General features: G+C 69.8%; 23 protein-coding genes and 1 pseudogene. 12 read left to right on the plus strand and 12 right to left on the minus strand.

Annotated features, from left to right (window positions below; genetic code table 11):
• Positions 1-13: 13 nt before the first annotated feature.
• Genes QYS60_RS10725 through QYS60_RS10740 form a run of 4 tightly spaced genes read right to left on the minus strand, consistent with a single transcriptional unit; the run spans position 14 to position 2,658 of the window.
• Complete coding sequence (locus QYS60_RS10725) at positions 14-304, minus strand: acylphosphatase (protein WP_054374635.1); 291 nt, start codon at positions 302-304, stop codon at positions 14-16.
• Positions 301-1,227, minus strand: coding sequence for an SMP-30/gluconolactonase/LRE family protein (locus tag QYS60_RS10730; RefSeq protein WP_371383107.1), 927 nt, complete (start codon positions 1,225-1,227; stop codon positions 301-303). The genes QYS60_RS10725 and QYS60_RS10730 overlap by 4 nt, the downstream gene beginning before the upstream one ends.
• A gap of 26 nt (positions 1,228-1,253) precedes the next feature.
• A complete protein-coding gene (locus QYS60_RS10735; RefSeq protein ID WP_003939035.1) occupies positions 1,254-1,691 on the minus strand; it encodes an OsmC family protein in 438 nt (145 codons plus the stop codon).
• 19 nt (positions 1,692-1,710) lie between these two features.
• On the minus strand, positions 1,711-2,658 hold the full coding sequence (locus tag QYS60_RS10740; protein ID WP_289381472.1) for a LysR substrate-binding domain-containing protein: 948 nt from the start codon (positions 2,656-2,658) through the stop codon (positions 1,711-1,713).
• A 113-nt stretch (positions 2,659-2,771) separates the two neighbouring features.
• Here QYS60_RS10740 and pcaH point away from each other — a divergent pair, with 113 nt between their 5' ends.
• The 12 genes and pseudogenes from pcaH to QYS60_RS10800 all read left to right on the plus strand — a co-directional run bounded on the left by pcaH (position 2,772) and on the right by QYS60_RS10800 (position 15,870).
• Positions 2,772-3,524: a protocatechuate 3,4-dioxygenase subunit beta gene (gene pcaH / locus QYS60_RS10745; RefSeq protein WP_003939037.1), complete on the plus strand. Its 753-nt coding sequence runs from the start codon at positions 2,772-2,774 to the stop codon at positions 3,522-3,524.
• On the plus strand, positions 3,521-4,186 hold the full coding sequence (pcaG, locus tag QYS60_RS10750) for a protocatechuate 3,4-dioxygenase subunit alpha (protein WP_289381720.1): 666 nt from the start codon (positions 3,521-3,523) through the stop codon (positions 4,184-4,186). The genes pcaH and pcaG overlap by 4 nt, the downstream gene beginning before the upstream one ends.
• A gap of 106 nt (positions 4,187-4,292) precedes the next feature.
• Complete coding sequence (locus QYS60_RS10755) at positions 4,293-5,531, plus strand: cation:proton antiporter (protein ID WP_371383168.1); 1,239 nt, start codon at positions 4,293-4,295, stop codon at positions 5,529-5,531.
• Positions 5,532-5,608: 77 nt separating this feature from the next.
• Entirely contained in the window at positions 5,609-6,313 is a 705-nt protein-coding gene (locus QYS60_RS10760; RefSeq protein WP_371383108.1) for a TetR family transcriptional regulator, read from the plus strand.
• Positions 6,314-6,344: 31 nt separating this feature from the next.
• Positions 6,345-7,259, plus strand: coding sequence for an ATP-binding cassette domain-containing protein (locus QYS60_RS10765; RefSeq protein ID WP_371383109.1), 915 nt, complete (start codon positions 6,345-6,347; stop codon positions 7,257-7,259).
• The gene (locus tag QYS60_RS10770; RefSeq protein ID WP_371383110.1) at positions 7,256-8,857 is read left to right on the plus strand and encodes an ABC transporter permease; all 1,602 of its coding nucleotides are present in this window, start codon (positions 7,256-7,258) and stop codon (positions 8,855-8,857) included. The genes QYS60_RS10765 and QYS60_RS10770 overlap by 4 nt, the downstream gene beginning before the upstream one ends.
• A 56-nt stretch (positions 8,858-8,913) precedes the next feature.
• Positions 8,914-9,492: a TetR/AcrR family transcriptional regulator gene (locus QYS60_RS10775; RefSeq protein ID WP_371383111.1), complete on the plus strand. Its 579-nt coding sequence runs from the start codon at positions 8,914-8,916 to the stop codon at positions 9,490-9,492.
• A complete protein-coding gene (locus QYS60_RS10780; protein WP_371383112.1) occupies positions 9,489-10,223 on the plus strand; it encodes an ABC transporter ATP-binding protein in 735 nt (244 codons plus the stop codon). Before QYS60_RS10775 ends, QYS60_RS10780 begins: the two co-directional genes overlap by 4 nt.
• Positions 10,220-10,999: an ABC transporter permease gene (locus QYS60_RS10785; RefSeq protein WP_371383114.1), complete on the plus strand. Its 780-nt coding sequence runs from the start codon at positions 10,220-10,222 to the stop codon at positions 10,997-10,999. The genes QYS60_RS10780 and QYS60_RS10785 overlap by 4 nt, the downstream gene beginning before the upstream one ends.
• A 111-nt stretch (positions 11,000-11,110) precedes the next feature.
• Positions 11,111-11,239 (plus strand): annotated as a pseudogene (locus tag QYS60_RS10790) (potassium transporter Kef); the annotation flags it as partial.
• A gap of 200 nt (positions 11,240-11,439) precedes the next feature.
• Positions 11,440-14,211, plus strand: coding sequence for a cation-transporting P-type ATPase (locus QYS60_RS10795; RefSeq protein WP_371383115.1), 2,772 nt, complete (start codon positions 11,440-11,442; stop codon positions 14,209-14,211).
• Positions 14,212-14,217: 6 nt separating this feature from the next.
• Positions 14,218-15,870 (plus strand): cation:proton antiporter, encoded by a 1,653-nt coding sequence (locus tag QYS60_RS10800; RefSeq protein ID WP_371383116.1) that lies wholly within the window; start codon positions 14,218-14,220, stop codon positions 15,868-15,870.
• A gap of 206 nt (positions 15,871-16,076) precedes the next feature.
• On the opposite strand, the gene QYS60_RS10805 is transcribed toward QYS60_RS10800, so the two are convergent.
• The 8 genes from QYS60_RS10805 to QYS60_RS10840 form a co-directional block, all read right to left on the minus strand.
• Positions 16,077-19,073 carry a UPF0182 family protein gene (locus tag QYS60_RS10805; RefSeq protein ID WP_371383117.1) on the minus strand — a complete coding sequence of 999 codons (2,997 nt, stop codon included), beginning with the start codon at positions 19,071-19,073 and terminating at the stop codon, positions 16,077-16,079.
• 140 nt (positions 19,074-19,213) lie between these two features.
• Positions 19,214-20,440: a Na+/H+ antiporter NhaA gene (nhaA, locus tag QYS60_RS10810; RefSeq protein WP_371383169.1), complete on the minus strand. Its 1,227-nt coding sequence runs from the start codon at positions 20,438-20,440 to the stop codon at positions 19,214-19,216.
• A 181-nt stretch (positions 20,441-20,621) separates the two neighbouring features.
• On the minus strand, positions 20,622-21,065 hold the full coding sequence (locus QYS60_RS10815; protein ID WP_003939049.1) for a hypothetical protein: 444 nt from the start codon (positions 21,063-21,065) through the stop codon (positions 20,622-20,624).
• A 115-nt stretch (positions 21,066-21,180) separates the two neighbouring features.
• Entirely contained in the window at positions 21,181-22,050 is an 870-nt protein-coding gene (gene mutM / locus QYS60_RS10820) for a bifunctional DNA-formamidopyrimidine glycosylase/DNA-(apurinic or apyrimidinic site) lyase (RefSeq protein ID WP_010592786.1), read from the minus strand.
• A 6-nt stretch (positions 22,051-22,056) separates the two neighbouring features.
• Positions 22,057-22,818, minus strand: a complete 762-nt coding sequence (gene rnc / locus QYS60_RS10825; protein WP_054374642.1) for a ribonuclease III — start codon at positions 22,816-22,818, stop codon at positions 22,057-22,059.
• Positions 22,819-22,837: 19 nt separating this feature from the next.
• Positions 22,838-23,020, minus strand: coding sequence for a 50S ribosomal protein L32 (gene rpmF, locus QYS60_RS10830; protein WP_371383118.1), 183 nt, complete (start codon positions 23,018-23,020; stop codon positions 22,838-22,840).
• 2 nt (positions 23,021-23,022) lie between these two features.
• Entirely contained in the window at positions 23,023-23,637 is a 615-nt protein-coding gene (locus QYS60_RS10835) for a DUF177 domain-containing protein (protein WP_003939053.1), read from the minus strand.
• A 126-nt stretch (positions 23,638-23,763) separates the two neighbouring features.
• Entirely contained in the window at positions 23,764-24,525 is a 762-nt protein-coding gene (locus QYS60_RS10840; protein ID WP_371383170.1) for a DivIVA domain-containing protein, read from the minus strand.
• Positions 24,526-24,663 lie beyond the last annotated feature (138 nt).

Consider the following 24,663-nt stretch of genomic DNA (forward strand, 5'->3'; position numbering starts at 1 on the left):
TACCGGCGGGCCGTCACCGCTCGACGAAGCCGGTCAGGTCGCCGCGCGCCGGCTCCCAGCTCTCCACCACCAGCCGCACCGTGCCCGGGGTCTCCCCCGAGCGCAGCGCGGCGAGCAGGCGTTCGAGGGCGTCGCGGGGCCCCTCGGCGATGACGAGCACGCGTCCGTCGGGATGGTTGGTGGCGTGACCGACGACACCGAGTTCGAGGGCGCGCGAGCGCGTCCACCAGCGGAATCCCACACCTTGGACATACCCGTGCACCCAGGCGGTGAGCCGGACCGCATCCGGCGACGACTGCGTCACGACGCCTCCCCGGAACCGCGAACCGGACGCACGGCGTGGACGGAGCCGTCGAATCCGGTGGTGTAGAGGACCTCCGGGTCCCAGCCGGGACCGTCACCGAACGCGACGGCGGAGACGAAGGGCACCCCGGTGGCGATCGTGCAGCCGGCGCCGGTCACGGGGTCGACGCGCAGGATCCGGCCGGCGACGTTGAGCGGGACGTACAGCGCGCCGTCGGGGCCCACGTCGAGGTCGTCGGCGGTTTCGAGGGGGCCGGGCCCGGACGGTTCCAGAGTCCGGACGGGGCCGTCGAGATCGTCGGCGTCGAGCGCATGAATCCGAGTGGTCGGATCGAATGTCGTAGCCGCATACACGGTTTCGCCGTCGACAGCGAGTCCGTTGACGGATCCGAGATCCGTGCGGAGCGTCTGCGGAGCGCGGCCGTCGACCGGGACCCGTGTCAGGCCCGGGGGGCTGCCCAGATTCCGGCTGACGAGGAAGTCGCCGCCGGGGAGACGGACGAGACCGTTGGGCATGGTCAGGCCCGCCGCGACGGTGCGCCGGTCCCCGGTGTCGAGGTCGACGGCCTCCAGGGTGCCGTCGGTGCGGCCGAGCAGCCCGGAGACGGTGCCGTTGCCTGTCGTGAAGAACGCGGTGCCCTCGTCGACGACGATGCCGCCGGGCGCCGGGACCTCGGCCACCACGGTATCGGTCCGCCCGTCGGGGGTGAGGCTCGACAGCGACCCGCCGCCAGCCGGGGTGGACGCCGAGACCAGCAAGCGGCCCCGACCGTCGAAGGCGAGATTCTCCAGGATGCCGAGCCCGGACGCGACGACGTCCACCCGCCACGGCGTGCAGTCCGCCGCGGCGGGTGCGGCCGCCGCCGGCGCTCCGCCCGCCAGGAGTGCGCCGGCGAGCGCGAGTCCGGTCGCTGTCCGCTTCATCCGCCCTCCCTGCCGATGTCCGCCGCTCACGCGTCCGGAACGATGTTCAGCGTCACCTCGGTGCCGGCCTCGAGGGTACGGCCGACGGTGCACACCTTGTCGACGGATCGCTCGACGAGCGCGACGAGGCGCCGCTGCGCCTCCTCGTCGAGCTCGCTCAAGTCCAGCATCATCTCCTCGACGAGGTGGGGGTATACCTCGTTCTCCCGGTCCGCGGCGCCGGAGACCCGGATCGTGGCGTCGTAGTCGTCGCCGAGGCGGCGCGAGAGCGGGAAGTCCGAGCTCATCCCTGAGCAGGCTGCCAGCGCGATCTTCAGCAGTTCTCCGGGAGTGAAGACACCCTCGACGGTCTCCGATCCGATCAGGACCTCGGCACCGCGGGAGCTGCGCCCGGTGTAGCGGCGGGTGCCGGTGCGTTCGACCCACAGCTCGGTCGTCGGGGTGTCGGAAGTCTGTTCGGCCATGCGGGAGATCCTGCCATGATCACCCGACGGCCAGTTCGCGCAGGATCGCGATGAGCTCCTCGGCGGCGACGGGCGTGTCGGTGCTGGTGCGGCGCAGCAGCCCGACGGGTTCGGCGGTGCCGGGCGTGGGCACCGGCAGCCGCACGAGCGTGCCGTCGTCGAGGTCGCCCTGAGGCACCCGCTCGGGGGTCAGCCACACCGCGTCACCGGCGCGGACCAGCCCCCGCGCGACCGACACGTCGAGGGTCTCGACGGTGCCGGCCGGCAGCCGCAGGCCGTGCCGGGCGAGGAAACCCTCGGTGTGGTGCCGCGGCACCGTCCCGGCGGTGGCGACGACGAGGGGGTGGTTCAGCACCGACGGCACGGACACCGGCCCCCCGGCCAGCGGATGATCGGGGCGCACGACGAGGGCCAGCGACTCGGCGTACAGCAGCTCGAACGAGAGCCCTCGCATCGTCTCCGGGTCGGCCGTCCGGCCGAGGACGAAGTCCAGCTCACCGGCGCGCACCGCGCCCAGCAGGGCGGTGTTCGGGGCCGTCCGGATCTGCACGCCGACATGCGGACGCCGGTGCCGCAGCCGCGTGACCGCGCCGGGCAGCAGGGTGCTCGCAACGGTGGGCAGGGCGCCGACCCGCACCGGGGCGACGGCCGGTTGTCCCGTTCCAGCCAGCACACCCGCGGCGGATGCCAGCGCGTCGGTGACCTCGACGGCACGACTCAGGAATTCCTCTCCCGCGGGCGTGAGCCGGGCGCCGTGCCGTCCCCGGTCCACCAGGCGCACGCCGGAGAGGGCTTCGAGTTCGTTGAGCGTCTTGGTGACCGCCGGCTGGCTCAGATGCAGCCGGGCCGCCGCCCGCCCGAGGTTGCCTTCCTGGGCGACGGCAACGAAGCACGTCAGGTGACGTAGCCGGATGCGATCGACAAGCCGCGATGCCCGGTCGCCCGGTGGCACGACATCACTTTGCATCACCAAAAGTTATGCACAATCGCCGAAATCGTCAATTTACATGACTATCGCTCACCCATAGCGTGATGTACATCCCGTCCGTCGCAGTGCGACAGTTCCCAGGAGTACCGCTCATGATCATCGCCGCCCCCGGCGCCGCGTCCGGCGAGTTCGTCGAACGCGACCACACCCAGCACCCGCCCGCCCTGACCCCCGGGTACCGCACCTCGGTGTTGCGTTCCCCGCGCAATGCGCTCATCGCGCCGCGCAACACGCTCTCCGAAACGACCGGACCGGTGTTCGACCCGCGCGAGCTGGGCGAGAAGGACAACGACCTGATCCTCAACTTCGCCAGGGACGGCCTGCCGATCGGTGAACGGCTGATCGTGCACGGCTACGTCCGCGACGAGTTCGGCAACCCGGTGAAGGGCGCCCTGGTCGAGGCCTGGCAGGCCAATGCCGGGGGTCGCTACCGCCACAAGAAGGACCGCTACCTCGCACCGATCGACCCCAACTTCGGCGGCTGCGGCCGCATGATCACCGACGACAACGGCTACTACTTCTTCCGCACCATCAAGCCCGGACCGTACCCGTGGGCCAACAGCACCAACGCGTGGCGGCCCGCGCACATCCACTTCTCGATCCACGGCACCGGCTGGGCACAGCGCCTGATCACCCAGATGTACTTCGAAGGCGACCCGCTCATCGAGCGGTGCCCCATCGCGAAGACCGTTCCCACCCTGGACCAGTTGCGCAGCCTGATCGCGCAGGAGGATCCGGCCAACAACGCCCCGTTCGATGCGCGTACCTACCGCTTCGACCTCACCCTGCGCGGCCGCCGCGCCACCTTCTTCGACAACGTCACCCTTCCCGGAGCCCCCCGATGAGCCTTTCCCCGCACAGCATGGTCACGCGCCACCCGGAGACCCCCTCGCAGACCGGCGGCCCGTACGTACACATCGGGCTCGCGCCGCAGCAGGCCGGGTTCGACATCTTCGACAACAACTTCGGCAACGTCCTCACCACCCCGGAGACGAAGGGCGAGCACATCACCCTCGAAGGCCGGGTCTTCGACGGCACCGGCACCCCCGTGCGCGACGTGCTGATCGAGATCTGGCAGGCCAACGCCGCAGGCAGGTACGCCCACCCCGGCGACACCCCGGACGGCGACACCCAGGGCAGGGAGCTCGATCCGACGTTCCGCGGCTGGGGCCGCACGGGCGGTGACTTCGACACCGGCGTCTACACCTTCGAGACGATCAAGCCGGGACCGGTGCCGGCGAGCAACGGCGGAACCCAGGCCCCGCACATCCTCATGGTGCTCTTCGCCCGGGGGATCAACCTCGGCCTGCACACCCGGGTCTACTTCGACGACGAGGCCGACGCCAACGCCGCCGATCCCGTCCTGAACGGGATCGAGTGGGAGACCCGCCGCGACACGTTGGTCGCGAAGCGCTCCGAACGCGACGGCCGGGTCGTCTACACCTTCGATGTGTACCTGCAGGACACCCCGGCAGGCGGGCTCGAGACCGTGTTCTTCGACATCTGACCGGGTGCCGAGGGCGTGATCGCGCGTTTCGGGTGGGGGTCGCGTGGGCATCCCTGGTCCGACCACGTCGCAGCGAACGAAGGCCACGGCACTGGACACCGCGATCATCTACGTTTCCGCCGGACTTGCGTTGCTCTTCGCCGTCACAGTGCCGCGGCTCTTCGACAACCGGGCGATCTCGGCACCGATGATCGTGCTGGTAGCCGGCGCGTTGCTCGGGCTGGTATTCGACAACGTCGAAGCCGTCACTCCCGGCTGGCATCCGGCCGTGGCGGAGTACCTCAGCGAGGTCTGCGTGATCGTCGCGCTCATGGGCGTCGGCCTCGCGATCGACCGTCCCCTCGGGTGGCGGTCGTGGAAGTCCACCCGGCGGCTGCTGTTGATCGCGATGCCCCTCGGCATCGCGGCCGTCGCGGTGCTCGGCTGGTGGGCCGCGGCCCTCACCCCCGCGGCCGCCGTGCTGCTCGGGGCGGCCCTCGCCCCCACCGATCCCGTTCTCGCGTCCGACGTGCAGGTCGAGGGACCCACCTCCGGGGAGGGTTCTCATCGCGAGGACGACGAGGTGCGCTTCGCGCTCACTTCCGAGGCCGGCCTCAACGACGCGCTGGCGTTTCCGTTCGTCTACCTCGCGCTCTTCCTGTACACCAAGGGACCGATCGAGGACTGGATCGTCTCCTGGGTCCTGTGGGAGCTGCTCGGCAAGATCGTCGTGGGCGCCGTGGTGGGAGCGGTGGCGGGTCATCTCGTCGGCCGGGCGGTGTTCCATTTCCCGGTCGAACACGTCCGGCTCGCGGACCGGGGTGAACCGATCGTCGCGCTCGCGGCCACCTTCGCGGTGTACGGAATCGCCGAACTGGTCGGCGGCTACGGCTTCCTCGCCGTCTTCGTGTGCGCGGTCGCCATGCGACGCATCGAACGCGCACACGAGTACCACGCGGAGATGCACAGCCTCATCGAGCAGCTCGAGCACGTCCTCACGCTCGCCGTCCTGCTCCTGCTGGGGGCCGGCCTCACCACCGGTCTGCTCGCCGAGTTGTCGTGGGGTTCGGTTCTCGTCGGTGCCGCCCTGGTCCTGGTGATCCGGCCCGTGGTCGGCTGGCTCTCGCTCCTGGGCTGCGACGAGCTGGACGGTCGGGAACGTCGCGTCACGGCTTTCTTCGGCGTACGCGGCATCGGCTCCGTCTACTACCTGGCGTACGCAGCGGCGGAATTCGACCTCGCACAGGAGCAGGAGTTGTGGGCGGCCGTCGCCTTCACCGTCGTCCTCTCCGTCCTGATACACGGGGTCAGCGCGACGCGCGTGATGCGCATGCTCGACAACGCGCGCGTGCAGGGCTCGCCGTAGGCGCTCCTCGTTTGTCGACGGGCGGAGCCAGCACTCCCTTCTTGCCCGCGGCTGAACACGCGTTTAACATACTGATCATGAGTTCAACGCCGGGTCGGCTCTCGGCGGCCGAGCGCCGGGATCTCACGTCCGCCGCGCGCATCCGGGAGGCCGCAATCCTCCGTTTCGCCCGCGACGGCTTCGGCGCGCCCCTGCGGACCATCGCCGCGGACGCAGGGGTGAGCGGGGCGTTGATCGTGCACCATTTCGGATCCAAGAAGGATCTGCGACGCGCGTGCGACGCGTGGGTCCTGGAACAGATCCGCGATTCCAAGCGGACGACTCTCGCGGCCGGCGACTCCGGCCCGTGGCTGGCCCAACTCGGCCGGGCAGAGCGGTACGCTCCGCTCGCCGTCTACGTCGCCCGCACCTTTCAGGCCGGCGGCGAAAGCGCGGCCGAGTTCTTCGACCACTTGGTCGACGACGCGGTCGACTACCTCGCCGAGGGCGAACGCAGCGGCCTGATCCGGCCGTCCCGGGACAACCACGCCCGGGCCCGCCTGCTCACCGGCATGAACGTGGGGTCGATGCTGCTGCAGATGACCCTGCACCCGGAACTCCTGCAGGGCGGGGACTTCACCGGGTTCTTCCGGCACCTGACCGAGACCGTCACTGCACCGGCCCTCGAGCTGTATTCCGAGGGCCTGCTCACCAGCCGCAAGCTGCTCGACGAGTACCTGATGTACGTCCCGGACCCGCCGGTGGGCGCCGGGGGCGGCGAATCCGCCGCTCCCCCTTCCTGATCCGGAACCCGCCTACCTTCAGGACACAGTCATGAACACGATCGTCGAGGTCCACGACCTCACCAAGACGTTCGGCGCCACGACCGCGCTGGACGGTCTCAGCTTTCAGGTCGGCCGCGGTGAGGTGGCCGGCTTCCTCGGCCCCAACGGTGCCGGCAAGTCCACGACCATCCGGATCCTGCTGGGGCTCCTGCGCGCCGACGGCGGCTCCGCAACCGTGCTCGGGTTCGATCCGTGGCGCGATGCCGTCGAATTGCACCGGCACCTCGCGTACGTCCCGGGCGAGGTGAACCTGTGGCCGTCGCTCACGGGCGGCGAGGCCATCGACTTCCTGTGCCGCCTGCGGGGAGGGGCCGACCGCGCACGTCGCACCGAGTTGGTCGAACGCTTCGAACTGGACCCTCGCAAGAAGTGCCGCGCCTATTCCAAGGGCAACCGCCAGAAGGTGGCGCTGATCTCGGCACTCGCCTCGGACGTAGATCTCCTCGTCCTCGACGAGCCGACGTCCGGCCTCGACCCGTTGATGGAACGGGTGTTTCAGGACTGTGTTGCCGAAGCGACCCGGCGCGGCTCCTCGGTGTTGCTGTCGAGTCACATCCTCGCCGAGGTGGAAAAGCTCTGCGACACCGTCACGATCATCCGGGACGGACGGACCGTGGAATCCGGGTCGCTGGCCCAGCTGCGGCATCTCACCCGGTCGACGATCACGGTCCGCACCGACCTCGACGCGTCCGACCTGGCGCAGGCCGAAGGGGTGCACGAGCTGCGAAACGAGCACGGGCACATCGTGTTCGAGGTCGACAATGGTCACCTCGACGAGGTGGTCCGCCGGCTCGCGGAGTACGGCGTCCGCAGCCTCGAGAGCGCACCGCCGTCGCTCGAGGAGCTGTTCCTGCGCCACTACGGCAGCGATCGACAGGTTGCCGGCGTGGGCGGCGGGCGATGAACGCCTTCGCCGGGACCGCCTCCCTGGTCCGCTTCGACCTGCGCCGGGACCGGATCCGGCTGCCGCTGTGGGTGAGCGGCATCTCGGCGCTGGCGGCGTACTTCGTCGCGGCCCTGCGGCTGGCGTACCCGGACGCCGAGGACCTCCGCAGCGTGGCCGGTTTCGCCGACAACCCGGCGGGGGTGATGATGTCGGGTCCCGGCTACGGGATGGACGACCCCACGCTCGAGGCATTCGTGGCGAACCAGTACGGGCTGTACCTGCTGGTCGCCGCCGCGTTCATGAATATCCTCCTCGTCGTCCGGCACACCCGGGGCGAGGAGGAGAACGGTCGCACCGAACTCGTCCTGGCAGGCCGGGTGGGACGGCGCGCCCCGCTGACCGCGGCCCTGGCCACCGCGCTCGTCGCGAACGCCGCCCTCGTCGTGGCCGGCGGCGCGGCGATGACGGCGGCCGGGGTGGACGCCGGCGGGGCGGTACTGTTCGCCGCCGGGTTCGCGGCGCTGGGGCTGTTCTTCGCCGCACTCACCGCCGTGGTGTGCCAGGTGTGCGAACACGCGCGCACCGCCACAGGACTGGCCGCAGCGGCACTGGGAACGGCCTTCGTCGTGCGGGGCGTCGGCGACGTCCTGGAGCGGCACGGCAGCGCGGTGTCCTGGCTGTCCCCCATCGCCTGGTCCCAGCAGACGCGAGCATTCGTCGATCCGCGGTGGGGCCCGCTGGCCCTGTCGTTCGGGTTCGCGGCGGTCGCCGCAGCGGCCGCGTACCGTGTCGTGGACCGTCGCGACCTCGGCGCCGGACTGGTGCCCCCGCGGCCGGGCCGGGACGAGGCGGCACCGGCGCTGGCGACCCCGTTCGCGCTGGCGCTTCGGTTGCAGCGCGGAAGTATCGCCGGGTGGGGCACGGGCCTGGCACTGACGGGATTGTTCTACGGCTCCCTGACCGGCTCGATCGCCGAGAGCTTCGCGAACCTGCCCGAGGACATTCTTGTTCTCATGGGTGGTTCGACCGCGAATCTCGTCGACGGCTTCCTGGGCCTGACCGGGTACACGATGGCCTTCCTCGCCTCCTGCTTCGCGATCCTGTCGGTCCGTCGCTTGCGGAGCGAGGAGCAGTCGGGCCGGATCGAGCCCGTCTTGGCGACCGCCACGAGCCGCGCCGGATGGATGGCATCGGGGCTGTCCGTGACCGCCGTGGGCGTGGTGGCGCTCCTCGCACTCGCCGGCTTGGGGACCGGGCTGGGGGCCGCGGCGTCCACCGGCGAGCCGACCCGGGCGGCCGCGTCGGTATGGGCGCATGTCGGCTACGTTCCCGCCGTGCTCGGCATCGCGGCGATCGCAGCGGCGCTGTTCGGTCTCGTCCCTCGCGCCTTCGATCTGGTCTGGGTGCTGGTCGTCTGCGGCTACCTGGTGGGCAGTTTCGGACCGATCCTGAATCTGCCCGACGGCGCCGGCGCCTTCTCCCCGCTGAACCATGTACGGCAGATGCCGCTCGAACCGTTCGCCGCGGGTTCCTTCGTCGCTCTCGTCGCTCTTGCCGCGCTCGTCACGGCGGCCGGGCTGGCCGCGTTCCGGCGCCGCGACCTCCTGAGCGCATGACTCACCCGCGGTGGAATCTCCTTGCCCCCCGAAATGTTAGTCGATAACATTTCTGGGTGTCCAAGTCCGCGCGAACCCGTCAGCGCATCCAGGCGACGGCGGTGCAACTGTTCACCGAGGACGGCTACGACGCCGTCACCGTGGACCGGATCGCCGCCGCCGCCGGGGTGTCGCACATGACGTTCTTCCGGCACTTTCCGTCCAAGGACGCGGTCCTGCTCGACGACCCCTACGACCCGGTCATCGCGGAGGCCGTGGCCGCGCAATCGGCGGACCGGAGCCCGCTGGAACGGGTGTGCCGGGGGGTCCTCGACGCCTGGGCGCAGATTCCCGAGAGCGACCTCGGGGACGTGCGCACCCGCCTGAGAATCGTCGCGGCGCACCCCCGGCTGCGCGCGCGGATGTGGGAGAACACGCTGCGCACCCAGGAGGCCGTCGCTGCCGCGCTCGCCGAACCGGGCACCCGACGACTCGACGCCGCCGTCGCCGCCGGGGCCTGCATGGGCGCCCTCATGGCGGCGCTGACGGACTGGGCAGAGACCGGCGACGGGACTCTCGGCAACCGAATTGTGTCGGCCCTGCACCAGCTCGCACCGCAGGCCCGTCCTTCGCGTCAGTCGCGGGAGACGTCATGACCGCGGTGGGCGACGTCGTGCTCGAGTGCCGCAACGTGTGCACACGCTACGGCTCCTCGGCCGTACTCGAGAACGTCTCCACCGAGGTGCGCGCGGGCGAGGTGCACGCCTTCGTGGGCCTCAACGGGGCGGGCAAGACGACCTTGATGCGCCTGTTCCTCGGCATGATCGAGCCCGACGACGGAATCGTGCGCGTCCGAGGCCTGGCACCGGCATCGATGCCGGCTCGGCACTGGACGGGAGTCGGGCACCTCGTCGAAACACCGCTTCTCTACCCCGAACTGACCGTCACGCAGAACCTGCGCATCGCGGGGCGTCTCGCCGGCCTGTCCGCGGCGGGCGCCACCGCCGCGGCCGACCGGTGGATCGAGGAACTCGTCCTGACCCGGTGGGCACGGACCAGTGCCCGGAAACTGTCCCTCGGCAACCGGCAGCGACTGGGGCTGGCTGCGGCGCTGATCGCGGACCCGGATGTGCTGATCCTGGACGAGCCGACCAATGCGCTGGATCCGGCCGGGATCATGCTGTTGCGCACGCTGCTGCAGCGCAGCCGGGAGCGCGGCGCGGCGACGCTGGTGTCGAGTCACCACCTCGACGAGGTCGCCCGCGTGGCCGACCGCATCACAGTCGTGAACGAGGGGCGCACCGTCGGTGCCCTCGACCCCTGCGGCATCGACCTCGAGCGGCAGTTCTTCGACCTCGTGTACCGCGACAGCGAGGCGCGCCGATGACCACGTCCGAGCAGGTCCGGGCCGCGCTGGCGGTGGAATGGGCCAAGTTCCGGCGGGCACGTCCCGTATGGGTCACCACTGTCCTTCTCACGACGGGGGTGGTGGCCATGTGCGTGCTGACTCTGCGATCCGTGCACGGTGCCGACGCCGCGATGGCGGGAAAGGCGCAGGCGATCGTCGGGGACGGAGGCCGTGCGGGGCTGTTCGCCGCAGCCGACACCATCGTCTCGGTGGGCGGGCTTCTCGGGTTCGGTGTAGTCGTCGGCTGGGTCTTCGGCCGCGAGTTCACCGACGGGGCGATCAGCGGGTTGTGGGCCGCCCCGGTCTCCCGCTCGGCCGTCGCTGCAGCGAAACTGCTGATCCTGCTGACCTGGTCCGTCGCCGTCAGCGTCGCGACGGGCGCCGCGCTTGCGGTCGCGGGAACGTTCGTCGACGACGATCCCCTCGACCCGGGGACGGCTGCGCTCGTCGGCAAATTCCTCGCCGTAGCCCTGCTCACCGCGGGGCTCGCCTTTCCCTGCGCCTGGGTCGCCACCGTGGCACGGGGATACCTGCCCGCGATCGGGGCGATCATCGCCGTGGTGATTGCCGCCCAGATGGCGGTCATGACCGGAGCCGGCGGCTGGTTCCCGTTCTCCGCTCCGGGTCTGTGGGCGGCGGGACCGCAAGCCGGTTCCGTGAACGCTCCGCAGCTCGCACTCGCACTCACCGTTCCGGTCGTCTCGGCGGGGCTGACCCTGTGGTCGTGGCGCCGGCTCAGCCTCGTGCATCAGTGACTCCAGGAGGGACCGAAGCCCCTTCGATCCGGGCCGCACGCACGATAGGGTGATGCCCGGAGTGCCGGGAAGTCTGGTCGGCGATCGGTGTTCGCATCTCACGACCAGGGAGGCACCATGAGCCGTGCCGCGGTGGACGCGATGCTCGGGGACGGCGTCCCGCCGTCTCGGATCGTGGTCGTCGACACCAATCCGTCGATGCTCGAGGTCGCCGCCGGGCAACTGCTGGGCGTCGTGACGGCCACACTCGGCGTCGTGCAGACGGTCGAAGATCTGCCCGACATCGTGCTCGCAATCATCCACGGCGGGCGGGGCTGCACGTCGGATCGCCGGAGGCCCTCACCGTCGGAGTCGACGACCGCCTGCTCTGCATCCGGCGTGCCGGACCGACCCCGTTTGCTGCTCTCGTCATCCCCGCAATCGATGCCGGAGGTCGCGTGATGGTTGCCCCCCTCGATTCCTCGCCCGTCGACACTTACCACGACCTGTCGGCCCACGAGGTCGTGCTCCTGCACGAGACCGATCCACATCGCGGCCTCGACGCGGACGAGGCCGTCCACAGACTGGATCGCTTCGGGCCCAACGTCCTGCCGGCGGCGTCGGGCCACGGGTTGCTGCGGCGGATTCTGCGCCAGTTCCACAATCCCCTCATCTATGTCCTGTTGTCCGCAGCGGCGATCACGCTGTGGCTGGACGAATACGTCGACTCGGCGGTCATCCTCGCGGTCGTGCTGGTCAATGCCACCGTCGGCTTCGTCCAGGAGTCCAAGGCCGAGGCGGCGCTCGACGCACTCCGGTCCATGGTGCGCACACAGACACGTGTGATCCGCGGCGGCCGCCAGCAGACCCTGCCGTCGGACGACCTCGTACCCGGTGATCTCGTCGTCCTCGAGGCCGGCGACAAGGTTCCCGCGGACCTGCGCCTGATCCGCGTGGCCGAACTGCAGGTCGACGAGTCCGCGCTGACCGGGGAGTCCGTCCCGGTGCTCAAGGACGAGGTGGTCCTTCCGCGCGCCACCGCCGTGGCGGATCGCCGCAACATGGTGCATTCGGGCACGTTGGTCACCGCCGGGACAGGCGCCGGGATCACCGTCGCGACCGGCGACCGGACCGAACTCGGGGAGATCCATCGCCTCGTCGGGGCGGCGGACGTGCTGGCCACGCCGCTCACCGCCAAACTGACCTCGTTCAGCAGGGTTCTGACCGTGGCGATCGTCGTACTGGCGGCGGCGACCTTCGCGATCGGTCTCGTCCGCGGTCAGGACGCGCCGGAAACGTTCACCGCCGCGGTGGCGCTCGCGGTCGGTGCGATCCCCGAAGGACTCCCGGCGGTCGTCACCATCACCATGGCCATCGGCGTGGCGCGAATGGCCCGGCGCCGAGCGGTGATCCGTCGCCTACCCGCCGTGGAGACGCTCGGCAGCACGACCGTTATCTGTTCGGACAAGACGGGAACTCTCACCGCGAACCAGATGACCGTGCGCCACCTGTGGACGATGCACTCGCTGTACACGGTGACCGGATCGGGATACGCGCCCGAAGGCGCCGTCCACGATCCCACCGGATCCGTCGCGCCGACCGATTCGGACGAGGCCCTGCGGTGGACGATCGTCGCGGGTGCCGGATGCAACGACGCCCACCTCGACCGGCAGGACGGCCGGTGGTCCGTCGTCGGTGATCCCACCGAGGCCGCGATGCTCGTCGTGGCGGGCAAGGCCGGCCTCGGGCCCGACGCGGTCCGCGCCGAACATCCCCGTGTCGGCACCATCCCGTTCAGTTCCGAACGCCAGTTCATGGCGACACTGCACGCCGGGTCGCACCCGAGTGAGCGGATCGTGCTCGCAAAGGGTGCCGTCGAGCGGATTCTCGAACGGTGCCGCTACGCCATGGGTCCCGACGGCGGCCTTCTTCCCCTGGACCGGGACTCGGTCCACCGGGCCGTCGAGGACTTGGCGCGGCAGGGGTTGCGCGTGCTGGCCACGGCCGTCCGCACGATCGATGCGGAGGCGGTGTTCGACCTGCCGGTCGTCTCGGACGAGATGGTGTTCACCGGCCTGCACGCGATGCTCGACCCGCCCCGGCAGGCTGCCGTGGACGCCGTGCACGTGTGCCACGTCGCCGGCATCGCGGTCAAGATGATCACCGGCGACCATGCGGCCACCGCAGCGGCGATCGCGCGGCAACTCGGGCTGATCGGCGAGGCCGACGACGGCCTGGTGCTCACCGGACAGGATCTCGACGCGATCCCTGTCGAGGAACTCGCGGAGGCGGTCGGCCGGGCGAGGGTGTTCGCACGGGTCTCCCCCGAACAGAAGCTCCGGTTGGTCGGGGCCCTGCAGGAACGCGGCCACGTCGTCGCCATGACGGGTGACGGCGTCAACGACGCTCCCGCCCTGCGGCAGGCCGACATCGGGGTGGCCATGGGACATGGCGGAACGGAGGTCGCCAAGGAGGCCGCCGACATGGTGCTCACCGACGACGACTTCGCCACCATCGAGGCCGCCGTCGAGGAAGGACGCGGCGTCTTCGACAACCTCACGAAGTTCATCGTGTGGGTACTCCCCACCAGCCTCGGGCAGGGCCTGGTCATCCTCGCCGCCATCGTCTTCGGGACGACCCTGCCGATCCTGCCCACCCAGATCCTGTGGATCAACATGACGACCGCCGTCGCGCTGGGTCTCATGCTGGCTTTCGAGCCGAAGGAACCCGACACGATGTCCCGGCCCCCGCGGGACCCCACTCGCCCGCTGCTGACCGGTGCGCTCGTCACCCGGATCCTGCTGGTGTCCGGGCTCATCGTGGGCGGCGCGTGGTGGCTGTTCGAGTGGGAGTTGGGCAACGGCGCCGGCGTCGACGAGGCACGCACCTCGGCCGTCAATCTCGTCGTGGCGGTGGAGCTGTTCTACCTCTTCAGCTGCCGCTCGCTCACGTCGTCGGTGTGGCGGATCGGGTTCTTCGGCAACCGGTGGATCCTCGTCGGGGTGTTCGTCCAGACGCTCGCGCAACTGGCCATCACCTATGTACCCGCCATGAACACGCTCTTCCAGACCGCGCCGATCGACGCCGGCGCATGGCTGCGCATCGTCGGCCTCGCCACGCTGGCGGTGCTCGTCGTCGCCGTCGACAAGTCCCTGCGCGCCCGGACCGCACGAGGGACCACGACACCCCGCCGGAGACGCGGTCCCGTCGCCGCACCGACCGTGAGTAGGTGACCCGCCGTGGACGTGCACTCCTTCCCGCTCGTCGCCGCGATCCTCGCCCTCGCTGCGCTGGCAGGGCTGCTCGCGACGCGGCTGCGGCAGCCGATGATCGTCGCGTTCATCGGCGTCGGCATCCTCGTCGGTCCGACCGGTACGGGGTGGGTCGTCGCGGACAGCACCGTCGAGTTGCTGGCCCGGATGGGAATCGCGATCCTGCTGTTCCTGGTGGGGCTCAAGCTCGACCTCCACCTCGTTCGCACCACCGGTCCCGTGGCACTCGCCACCGGGCTCGGGCAGGTCCTGTTCACCTCGGTGGTCGGCTACCTCATCGCGCTGGCGCTCGGCATGGATTCGGTATCGGCGATGTATGTGGCCGTCGCCCTGACCTTCTCGTCGACGATCATCATCGTCAAGCTGCTGTCGGACAAGCGCGAGCTCGAGCAGTTGCACGGCCGCATCGCCGTGGGCTTCCTCATCGTCCAGGACATCGTGGTCGTGCTGGTGATGATCGTGCTCACCGCCTTCGGCCAGTCGACGGACGATCACGTCGCCGTCGGGGTCGCACTCGTGCTCGTCAAGGGGCTCGGGTTGCTCGCCGGCATCGTCGTGCTGATGCGCTACGTCCTGCCGTGGCTGCTCGGCCACGTCGCGCGTTCCCAGGAACTACTGGTGCTCTTCGGTGTCGCGTATGCGGTCTCGGTTGCTGCCTTCAGCGAGTGGCTGGGCTTCAGTTCCGAAGTGGGTGCCTTCCTCGCCGGTGTGTCGCTGGCGAGCACGCCGTACCGCGACGCCCTCGGCGCCCGCATGGTGAGCCTGCGGGACTTCCTGCTGCTGTTCTTCTTCCTCGATCTGGGCGCCCGGCTCGACTTCACGGACGCCGGGCAACAGATCGTGCCCGCCATCGTCTTCTCGGTCTTCGTACTGGTCGGCAACCCGTTGATCGTCGTGGCGATCATGTCCTTCATGCGGTACCCGGTGCGGGTGGGCTTCCTCGCCGGTCTCACGGTGGCGCAGATCTCCGAGTTCTCGTTGATCCTGGCGGCACTCGGGCTGAGCCTGGGGCACATCACGAACGCGACGGTCAGCCTGATCACCGTCGTCGGCGTGGTCACGATCGGGGGATCGACCTACCTGATCTTGTACTCGCACCGGATCTACGAGCGCCTCGCGGGCGGTCTGCGTCTCTTCGAGCGTTCCGACGTCCGCCGTGTCGCTCTCGACGGGCCCGATGCCGACGTCGACGGCATCGTCTACGGGCTGGGCCGGTTCGGTGGGCACCTCGCCGACCGGCTGAGCGAGACCGACCACCGCGTGCTCGCGGTGGACTTCGATCCGCACCGCGTGTCGACCAACCGTCGGCTCGGCATCACGGCTGTCTACGGCAGCGCCGAGGACGCACACTTCCTCGAAACCCTCCCTCTGTCGACCGCGCGGTACGTGATCAGCACGATCCCTGTCCTGGAGACGAATCTCGCGCTCCTGCACGGACTGCGTCACCACGGGTTTCGCGGCAAGGTCGCCGTCACCGCCCACGGCAGCCACGACTCCGAGCGGCTCCGCGACGCCAGCGCCGACCTTGTGGTCGACCCCTTCGCGCTGGCGGCCACCACCACGACCGATGCACTGGACCAGCTCGTGGAGGTCGCCGACCCCGAAAGGTCAGACGACTGACCGGCGCACTGCGCGGTACGCGGAGGTGCACCGGGCGCACGTCCAGGTGGACCCGCTGCGTGGTGGCGAGCGCTTGCCCGACTACGACGGCGAGGCGGATCACCCTGGCACGGCTACCGCTTTTCTGCCGGGACGCGACCGAAATCCCGCGGTCTCGGGACGGAGCTTGCGGTGCCGGACGGTCCCCGACATCGGCCACGTGAACTTCAGTTGAGGCTTCCCCCAGCCGCCAGGAAGTTGTCGACGGCGCGTTGGAGCCGGTCGAGCGCAGCGCCGTACGACGTGAAGTCGCCCGTGCGCTGGGCTTCGCGCAGATCCGCCAGGGCACTGTTCAGTTCGACGACGGCAGCGGTCAGCTGTTCCGGGGTCGGCTCCGCTGGCGCGGTGGTCGGCGGCACCGCAGCGCCTTCCTCGGGCGGCGGTGCGGTCGCAGCAGGATCCGGCGCGGTCGCGGCGTCACCGCCGGGTGCGGTTGCCACCCGGCCCGTTCCCGCACCGAAGACCTGGTCGAGTGCCTCGGCGAGGGTGGGTGCGTACCCGACGCGGACGCCGCCGGCGCTGGGTTCGCGATAGCTGACCAGCACCCGCGACAACTGCGGGAACGTCGAGCCGTCGGCGGTGCTGGTGAGACGCTCGGTGAACAGGGGCTCGACGTAGAGCACCCCGCCGTCCGCGATCGGCAGCGTCAGCAGATTGCCGTAGTGGATCCGGTTGGACCGCTCGAGCAGGGTGCGTTCGGAGGCCACCCGGGTGTCGGAGATCATCGAGTTCTGGGTTTGCTGCGGACCCTGGGTCTGCGTGTCGGTCGGCAGCTGCAGCACCTCCATCCGGCCGTAGTTGTCCGGGTCGGAGTCCACCGAGATGTAGGCGGAGAGGAATTCCCGGTTGAACCCGACCATCGCGCTGGCCAGACGGAAGGACGGTTCCGCGTTCTCGCGGTCACCGACCAGCACATAGTACGGCGGCTGAGACCCGACGGCTTCGGAGGTCGGATCGCTGGGGACGGACCAGAACGCATTGTTGGTGAAGAATTCCCGCGGGTCGTCGACGTGGTACTTCGCGAGCCGCTCCCGCTGGAGACCGAAGAGGTCCTCCGGGTATCGGAAGTGGGCGCGCAGTTCCGGGCTGATCGATTCCGGCGGTTGCACGGCACCGGGGAAGGCGCCCATCCACGCCACGAGGACCGGGTCGTTCAGGTCCACCTGGTAGAGGGTGACGGTGCCGTCGTAGGCGTCCACCGTGGCCTTGACCGAGTTCCTGATGTAGGAGACGGCCTCACCCGGCAACAGCCGGCCGGTATCGGTGAGGCCGGCGCCGGGCAGCGCGCCGGACTGGGAATACGGGTAGTGCGCGAGGGTGGTGTAGCCGTCGACGATCCAGACGATCCGGCCGTCCACGACCGCAGGGTACGGATTGCCGTCGGTGCGCAGCCACGGCGCGACCCGCTCCACGCGGGTCTTCGGATCACGATCGAAGATGATCTTCGAATCCACCCCGATGGCGCCGGAGAACAGAATGTTGCGCTCGCCGTAGCGCACCGCGAAGGCCAGCCGGTTGATCCAGTTCCCGATCGGCACTCCCCCGCTTCCGGTGTAGGTGTACTGGGAGGTGTCCGTGTCGTACTCGCGCGGCGCCGCACCGGCAGGCCCGCCGACGATCGCGTAGTCCGGGTCCGACGCCGCGATCAACTCACCGAAGTAGATGCGCGGTTGCTCGACCGGGATCAGCTGCCGGTCGGAAGCTTGGGAAGCTATGTCGCTGACGGTGTAGATGGGGTATCCGCTGTCGCTTCCGCTGCCGGCCGCGGCCGCGTCCCGGACGGCGGCGTTGACCCGGTTCGCCGGCGCCGCCACGAATCCGTTGCCGTGGGTGTAGACGGTGTGCCGGTTGATCCACTGGGTCTGATTGCCGCTCAGGCTGTCCGGGGAGAGTTCCCGGGCGGCGACGATGTAGTCACCGATCTCCCCGTCGATGGTGTACCGGTCGATGTCCAGCTGCGGAGTGAACCCGTAGAAGTTCTTCAGCTGCTGTTGCTGGGTGAAGGTCCTGGAGAGCACGTTCGGGTCCAGCAGCCGGGCGTTGGCGATCGTGGTGACGTCGGCCGGGATCTCCCGTGGTGGCCGGGTTCCGACCCCGGGATAGTCGAGGTACTCGACGCGATCGGCCTCGATCCCGTACGCCTGTCTGGTCGCGGCGATGTTGCGCTCGATGTACGGGCTCTCACGATCGGCGGCGTTCGGGCGCACCGAGAACTGCTCCGTGAGTGCCGGGAAGACACCGCCGACGACGATCGACGACAGGACCAGGAGCGCGGTCGCCATCAACGGCACCCGCAGGTCGTCCAGCAGGATCGAGGCGAAGAACGCCGCCGCGCAGAGCACGGCGATCGCCACCAGGATCAGGCGCGCCGGCAGGACCGCGTTGATGTCGGTGAACCCGGCCCCGGTGAACGTCGGTTCCTTCCGGCCGCTCCACAACAGCTCGTACCGATCGAACCAGTATGCGACCGCCTTGAGCGCGATGAAACTCCCGGCGAAAACCGCGATCTGGATCCGGGCCGCGCGCGTCGTCGCGCCGGTGGTGCCGCGCCGAGTGCCGGAGCCGGTCACGAAGGGCACCCGGAGTCCGCCGAAGAGAAAGTGGGTGGCCGTGCAGAGCACGAGTGCCAGGAACAGCGCGAGGAACGCCCACGTCAGCAGGAGCCGGTAGAAGGGCAGGTCGAAGACGTAGAACCCGATGTCGTGCCCGAACTCGGCGTCGGTGCTTCCGAATGCTCCGCCGTGGAGGAAGAGCTGCACCCTGGCCCACTGGCTCTGTGCGCTCAGGCCGAAGAACAGTCCCAGCAGCAGCGGGATGCCGATCGCGTACAGTTTCGGGCGCCGCAGGACCATGATCCGGTATCGCTCGATCGGATCGTCCGGACCGGTGGCGAACAGGGGCCGCGATCGGTACGCCCACACCGTCGCTCCGAAGAGCAGCCCCGTCACCACGAGCGTCACCACGGCGAACAGCACCAGCCGGGTCACGAGGACGGTGCCCCACACGTCCCGGTAGCCGACCTCTCCGAACCAGAGCCAGTCGGTGTACACCGCCACCAGGCGAGGTCCGGCGAGGAGCAGAGCGAAGAGGACCAGAAACGCGACGAGCGCCCGATACGCCCGGCGGGGTAGCACGCGTGCGGGTTCGGAGGGATGCACGTCCACCTCCGATCACCCGCGTACACCGCGGTGCCCGGGGCGACGCCGGAGCGGGTGCCGCCGCGATGTCCGTCCGTCCATTCTAGGCGGGGGCGATCACCCCGCCCAGGAAACCGACGACCCCTGCCACGCGACCCGGCGGAGCCTCAGCGCTGGTAGACGTCCGGGATGCCGTCGTGATCCGCGTCGACGGTCTCGAGTTCGGCGATCCTGCGGTAGGCCCGGTTCCGGGAGCGGAGCACCACCGAGGCGGCGAGTGCCGCCGTGAGGGAGCCGACGAGGACGGCAACCTTGATGTGGTCGGCCGCGACGGTGCCGGCGCCGTACGCGAGATCCCCGATCAGCAGAGAGACGGTGAAGCCGATGCCGCCGAGCAGCGCGACCCCGAGCACGTCCAGCCAGCTCAGACCCTCGTCCAGGTGGGCGCGGGTGAACCGCGCCATCAGGTAGGTGACGCCGAAGATCCCGACGACCTTGCCGAGCACGAGGCCCGCGACGACACCGATCGAGATCGGGTCGCGGAGCGCCTCACCCAGGCCGTCGAGGCCCCCGATCGTCACGCCGGCGGCGAAGAACGCGAAGATCGGGACAGCCACCCCGGCCGACAGTGGCCGGAGGCGATGTTCGAACTGCTCGGCCATGGCTTCCGTGCCGGTGCGGGTCCGGCGGGCGACCGGCACGGTGAACCCGAGCAGGACGCCGGCCACGGTGGCGTGCACGCCGGATTCGTGGACGAGGAACCACGTGAGCGCCGCCAGCGGCACCAGGAGCCACCAGAACCGGATGCCGCGCTGCACCGCGAGCGCGAAGGCGAGCAGCGGCAGCACCGCCAGTCCGAGGTACACGAAGTCGAGGTCGTCGGTGTAGAACACCGCAATCACGGTGACGGCGAGCAGGTCGTCGACGACGGCGAGCGTGAGCAGGAAGGTACGCAGTGCGGCCGGGAGGTGTGTGCCGATGACGGCCAGGATGGCCACGGCGAAGGCGATGTCGGTGGCGGTGGGCACGGCCCACCCCGCCAGGGCGTCCCCTCCGCCGCGCAGATTCACCGCGACGAACACGACGGCGGGAACCGCCATTCCCCCCACCGCGGCGGTGATCGGCACCGCCGCGCGCCGTAGATCGCGCAGGTCGCCGGCGACGAACTCGCGCTTGAGTTCCAAGCCGACGACGAAGAAGAAGATGGCCAGCAGACCGTCGGCCGCCCACGTCCCGAGCGAGAGGTCCAGATGCAGGGCGGACGGGCCCACCGTCGTGTCACGTAGGCTGTGGTAGGCGTCGGACCACGGCGTGTTGGCCCAGATCAGGGCCACGAGCGCGCCGATGAGCAGCAGGACACCGCCGACCGTCTCCTTGCGGAGAATCTCGGTCACCCGCTTGGATTCCTCCCACGATCCACGTGAGAGCAACGGCAGGCGGGAGAAGGGTGTCGTCATCGATCGTCCTCGGATTTCGGGTAGCGGTCATCGTCTGCCGACCAGACTTCCCGGCGCACCGGATCCACCGTATCCCACCCCGGGTCCCCGATTCGAGCCGAGACAACCGGGCGGCCCGTCACGGGGACGGATAGGTGCTGATGGAGACCAGCGTCCCGTCACCGCCCGACGAGACCGAGATGGAGGCGCCCTCACCTTCCTTCCTGATCGTGAGACTCGTGCTGTACGGGGTGACGCTTTCGGAGACCGTCTGCCACCCCTCCCGGTCCACGAAGTCGAGGTAGAAGGCGCCGACCTGTTCGATCGGGTCGGAGGTCGTCAGGACGGTCGAGCCGATCGATCGGCTCACGAGTGTCGACGGCTGATAGGCCGGGATCCCACCCGTCGCCTCGGTGACCTGCGGCTCGGTGCCCGGCTGCCCGGGTTCGGAACCGGCCGTCCCGGTCGGTGGGGTCGTCTCCGGGGCTGCCTCGGTGGTCGTCTGCGCCGACTCGCTCGGGTAGGTGTCGTCGGTGCCGCAGCCGCCGACCGCGAGTGCCACCGTCAGCGCTGCCGCAGCCACGGGCACGGCTCTCCTCCATGTTCGCATGTGCGTCCTCCTCCGCCGCTCCCACTGTGCCTGCCCGGAGCGGGATCGTGAGGCGGATTCGCTGCTTCGACTCGGAGGTGGGCGGAGCTCAGACTCGCCGCGCGCTCCGGGGCGGCGGCTGACACGTCGGGCAACTGAACGACGAACGGTTCATGAACTTCTCGCGCCGCACCGGCGTACCGCACCGCGGGCACGGCAGGTTCTCCTGGCCGTAGACGTTCAGCGACCGATCGAAGTACCCGGACTCGCCGTTGACGTTGACGTAGAGGGCATCGAACGAGGTGCCACCCTTCGCGAGTGCCTCGCCCATCACGTCGCGGGCCGCATCGAGCAGCCGGCGCAGGGTCGGTCCCCCGAGCCGATCGGCTGCGCGGTTGCCGTGTACGCCGGCCCGCCACAGCGATTCGTCGGCGTAGATGTTGCCGATGCCCGAGACGACGGTCTGGTCGAGGAGGAGGCGCTTGATCTCGGAGTGCTTGCCGCGCAGCACCTTCACCACGGCGGCCGCATCGAACGCTGGGTCCAGGGGGTCGCGGGCGATGTGTGCGACGGGTTCCGGCAGGACGGCGCCGTCGACCTCGACGAGCGGGGCGAGGGCCCAGCCTCCGAAGGTGCGCTGGTCCACGAACCGCAGATCGGTGCCGTTGTCGAGAACGGCGCGGATGCGCAGGTGCTTCTCGTCCGGCACCGCAGGCGGCTGGACCAGCATCTGTCCGCTCATCCCGAGATGCACGACCAGCGCGACGTCGGCGGGCTCGAGGACGAGCCACAGGTACTTGCCGCGACGCTGGACGGCGGCGACGGCCTGCCCGGTCAGCCGCAACGCGAGATCCCGCGGGCCGGGTTCGTGGCGGCGCACCGCACGAGGGTGCAGCACCTGGACGGACTCGATGGTGGCGCCCCGGACGTGCGCGTCCAGGCCGCGGCGGACGACCTCGACCTCGGGCAGTTCGGGCACGCCGGGTCAGTTCTGGTCGGCCGCGGCGCCGGTGGGGGCGGCGTCGCTGTCGGACAGGCTCTGCCAGGCCGCGGCGGCGGCCTTCTGCTCGGCTTCCTTCTTCGTGCGTCCCACGCCGACACCACGAGCGTCGCCCGCGACGATCACCGTCGCGGTGAATTCCTTGTCGTGGTCCGGGCCGGTGGCGGTGATCTCGTACGCCGGCACGCCCACGCCGCGTTCCGCGGTCAGTTCCTGCAGGCTCGTCTTCCAGTCGAGGCCGGCGCCGAGGCGCGGGCCGCGCTCCAGGAGTTCGGCGAACAGGCGCAGCACGACGGTGCGCGCGACGTCGATGCCGTGCTGCAGGTGGACGGCACCGAGCAGCGACTCCATGCCGTCCGCGAGGATGCTGGGCTTGTCGCGGCCACCGGTGAGTTCCTCACCCTTGCCGAGCAGCAGGTGCGGACCGAGGCCCCCCTCACCGAGGGATCGCGCGACCTCCGCGAGGGCGTGCATGTTCACCACCGAAGCCCGGATCTTCGCGAGTTCACCCTCGGACTTGTCCGGGTGCGACAGGTACAGCTTCTCGGTGACGGTGAGGCCCAGGACGGCGTCGCCGAGGAACTCGAGACGCTCGTTGGTCGGCAGGCCGCCGTTCTCGTACGCGTAGGAGCGGTGCGTGAGCGCAAGCGTCAGCAGCTCCGGATCCACATCGACACCGAGGGCGGCGAGAAGGGACGCGTGTTCCCCTTCGCCGCCCTCGGATGCGGTGGTCGAATCGCTCGTCACGATGTCTCAGATTCGAGAACTAGACGGCGGCGGTCACCTGACGGCCGTTGTAGGTGCCGCACGACGGGCACGCCACGTGCGGCAGCTTCTTCTCGCCGCAGCCGCGGCTCGGGCAGGTGACGAGCGTCGGCGCAGTGGTGTTCCACTGGCTCCGCCGCGACCGGGTGTTCGAACGCGACATTCTGCGCTTGGGGACGGCCACGTCTACTTCTCCTCGTTGTTCTTGCTGTCGGATGCACTGCTGGGTTCTTCGGAGCCTGCGCCGAAAGCGGCTGCCAACCCAGCCCAGCGAGGATCCATTCTCTCATGCCCGTGCCCGGATTCCGCAATCGCCAGGCGAATGCCGCATTCGGGGCACAGTCCCGCGCAGTCGTCACTACACAACGGCCGCAGCGGAAGTTCCAGTCCGACGGTGTCGACGATGACCGGCTCGAGGTCGATCGTGTCGTCCACCAGGCGGTAGACCTCGTCCTCGTCGGTGGTCTGCTCCGTGACGCTGTTCGGGTAGGCGAACAGCTCCGTCAGGTACAACTCCACCGAGTCCTCGAAGGGCTCGAGGCAGCGCGAGCACTCGCCGACTGTATCGGCACGCACGGTCCCGGTGACGAGGACCCCCTCCGAGACCGCTTCCAACCGGAGGTCGAGTTCCACATCCGTGCCTTCCTCGATCGCGATTGCGTCGAGTCCGATCCGCACCGGCGCGGGTACCACTTCGTGGACGGTGCGCATGGAACCCGGACGGCGGCCGAGCGAGAGTACGTCCAGCACGAGACCCGAATCCCGGTCGGGATGCTGGGAGCTGTGACGGCGGGCAGACACGGGAATGCTTCTTCCTCTTTCCAGGTGGCGGATGCCGCGGAACGGCTGGGCAACCACTCCACGATACGCGACGGAGCCGGGCACAACGAAATCGCCCCCCAACCCCCCGCGCGGACGCCGGAAGCGTCAGCGGCGCCGCTCGGACCGGCGTTCGGCCTCCGTGTAGTCGGGCACCCCGGCGCCCGTTCGCAACTGCTGCCGGCCGCGACCCACCGACCGCAGGGTCGTTCCGAGCACGTCCTCGAACTCGGCGAGCTTCGAATCGACGTACTCGTCGCATTCCGATCGCAACCGATCCGACTCGGCATGCGCGGCGTCGATGACCCGGGCCGACTCGGCGTGCGCGGCCTGCACGACCTCCGTCTTCGACACCAGCCGAGCCTGCTCGGCCTCGCCGTCGGCGACCGACCGCTCGTACGAGGCCTTGCCTGCCTCGATCATGCGGTCGGCCTCGGCCTGCGCGCGGACCGTCACGGACTCGTACTGCTCCTTGGCGTCGGCGATCGTGTCGTCGGCCTCGGCCTGGGCATCGCGCACCAGATCGTCGGCGTGGGCGCGGGCCTCCTGCACCATCCGGTCCGCCTGCGCCTTCGCGTCGGCGAGCATGCGGTCCGCGTCCGCGCGGGCGTTGTCGAGAGTCTCGCGGGCTTCCGCGTCGGCGTCCGCGACCGTCTTGTCGGCCTGGGTCCGCGCGTCACCGATGAGCTTGTCACGATGGTCCAGGACGTCCTGCGCGTCGTCCAGTTCCGCGGGCAACGCGTCGCGGACGTCGTCGAGCAGATCCAGTACGTCGCCGCGCGGGACCACGCAGCTCGCGGTCATCGGGACACTGCGTGCTTCCTCGACGATCGCGACCAGCTCGTCGAGTGCCTCGAATACCCGGTACACGCGCAACCCCAATCGTCGTCCCGGCGCGGCCGGTGCGACCGCCGCCGGATGCAAGTCTGCCGCAGGCACCGTCCGAGTCGGGCATCGCGCACCCGGTGTGTCGGCAATCGAACGGCGGGGCCGGCCCCGCCCGGCCAG

Source organism: Rhodococcus sp. GXMU-t2271 (genome assembly GCF_041414735.1).
GTDB classification, from domain to species: Bacteria; Actinomycetota; Actinomycetes; order Mycobacteriales; family Mycobacteriaceae; genus Rhodococcus; species Rhodococcus indonesiensis.

Excerpts from the sequence above, each read along its gene's own strand:
- QYS60_RS10730 (WP_371383107.1), bottom strand. The coding sequence starts at position 1,227 with ATGAAGCGGACAGCGACCGGACTCGCGCTCGCCGGCGCACTCCTGGCG.
- QYS60_RS10735 (WP_003939035.1), bottom strand. The coding sequence starts at position 1,691 with ATGGCCGAACAGACTTCCGACACCCCGACGACCGAGCTGTGGGTCGAA.
- QYS60_RS10740 (WP_289381472.1), bottom strand. The coding sequence starts at position 2,658 with ATGCAAAGTGATGTCGTGCCACCGGGCGACCGGGCATCGCGGCTTGTC.
- pcaH (WP_003939037.1), top strand. The coding sequence starts at position 2,772 with ATGATCATCGCCGCCCCCGGCGCCGCGTCCGGCGAGTTCGTCGAACGC.
- pcaG (WP_289381720.1), top strand. The coding sequence starts at position 3,521 with ATGAGCCTTTCCCCGCACAGCATGGTCACGCGCCACCCGGAGACCCCC.
- QYS60_RS10760 (WP_371383108.1), top strand. The coding sequence starts at position 5,609 with ATGAGTTCAACGCCGGGTCGGCTCTCGGCGGCCGAGCGCCGGGATCTC.
- QYS60_RS10765 (WP_371383109.1), top strand. The coding sequence starts at position 6,345 with ATGAACACGATCGTCGAGGTCCACGACCTCACCAAGACGTTCGGCGCC.
- QYS60_RS10770 (WP_371383110.1), top strand. The coding sequence starts at position 7,256 with ATGAACGCCTTCGCCGGGACCGCCTCCCTGGTCCGCTTCGACCTGCGC.
- QYS60_RS10780 (WP_371383112.1), top strand. The coding sequence starts at position 9,489 with ATGACCGCGGTGGGCGACGTCGTGCTCGAGTGCCGCAACGTGTGCACA.
- QYS60_RS10785 (WP_371383114.1), top strand. The coding sequence starts at position 10,220 with ATGACCACGTCCGAGCAGGTCCGGGCCGCGCTGGCGGTGGAATGGGCC.
- QYS60_RS10795 (WP_371383115.1), top strand. The coding sequence starts at position 11,440 with ATGGTTGCCCCCCTCGATTCCTCGCCCGTCGACACTTACCACGACCTG.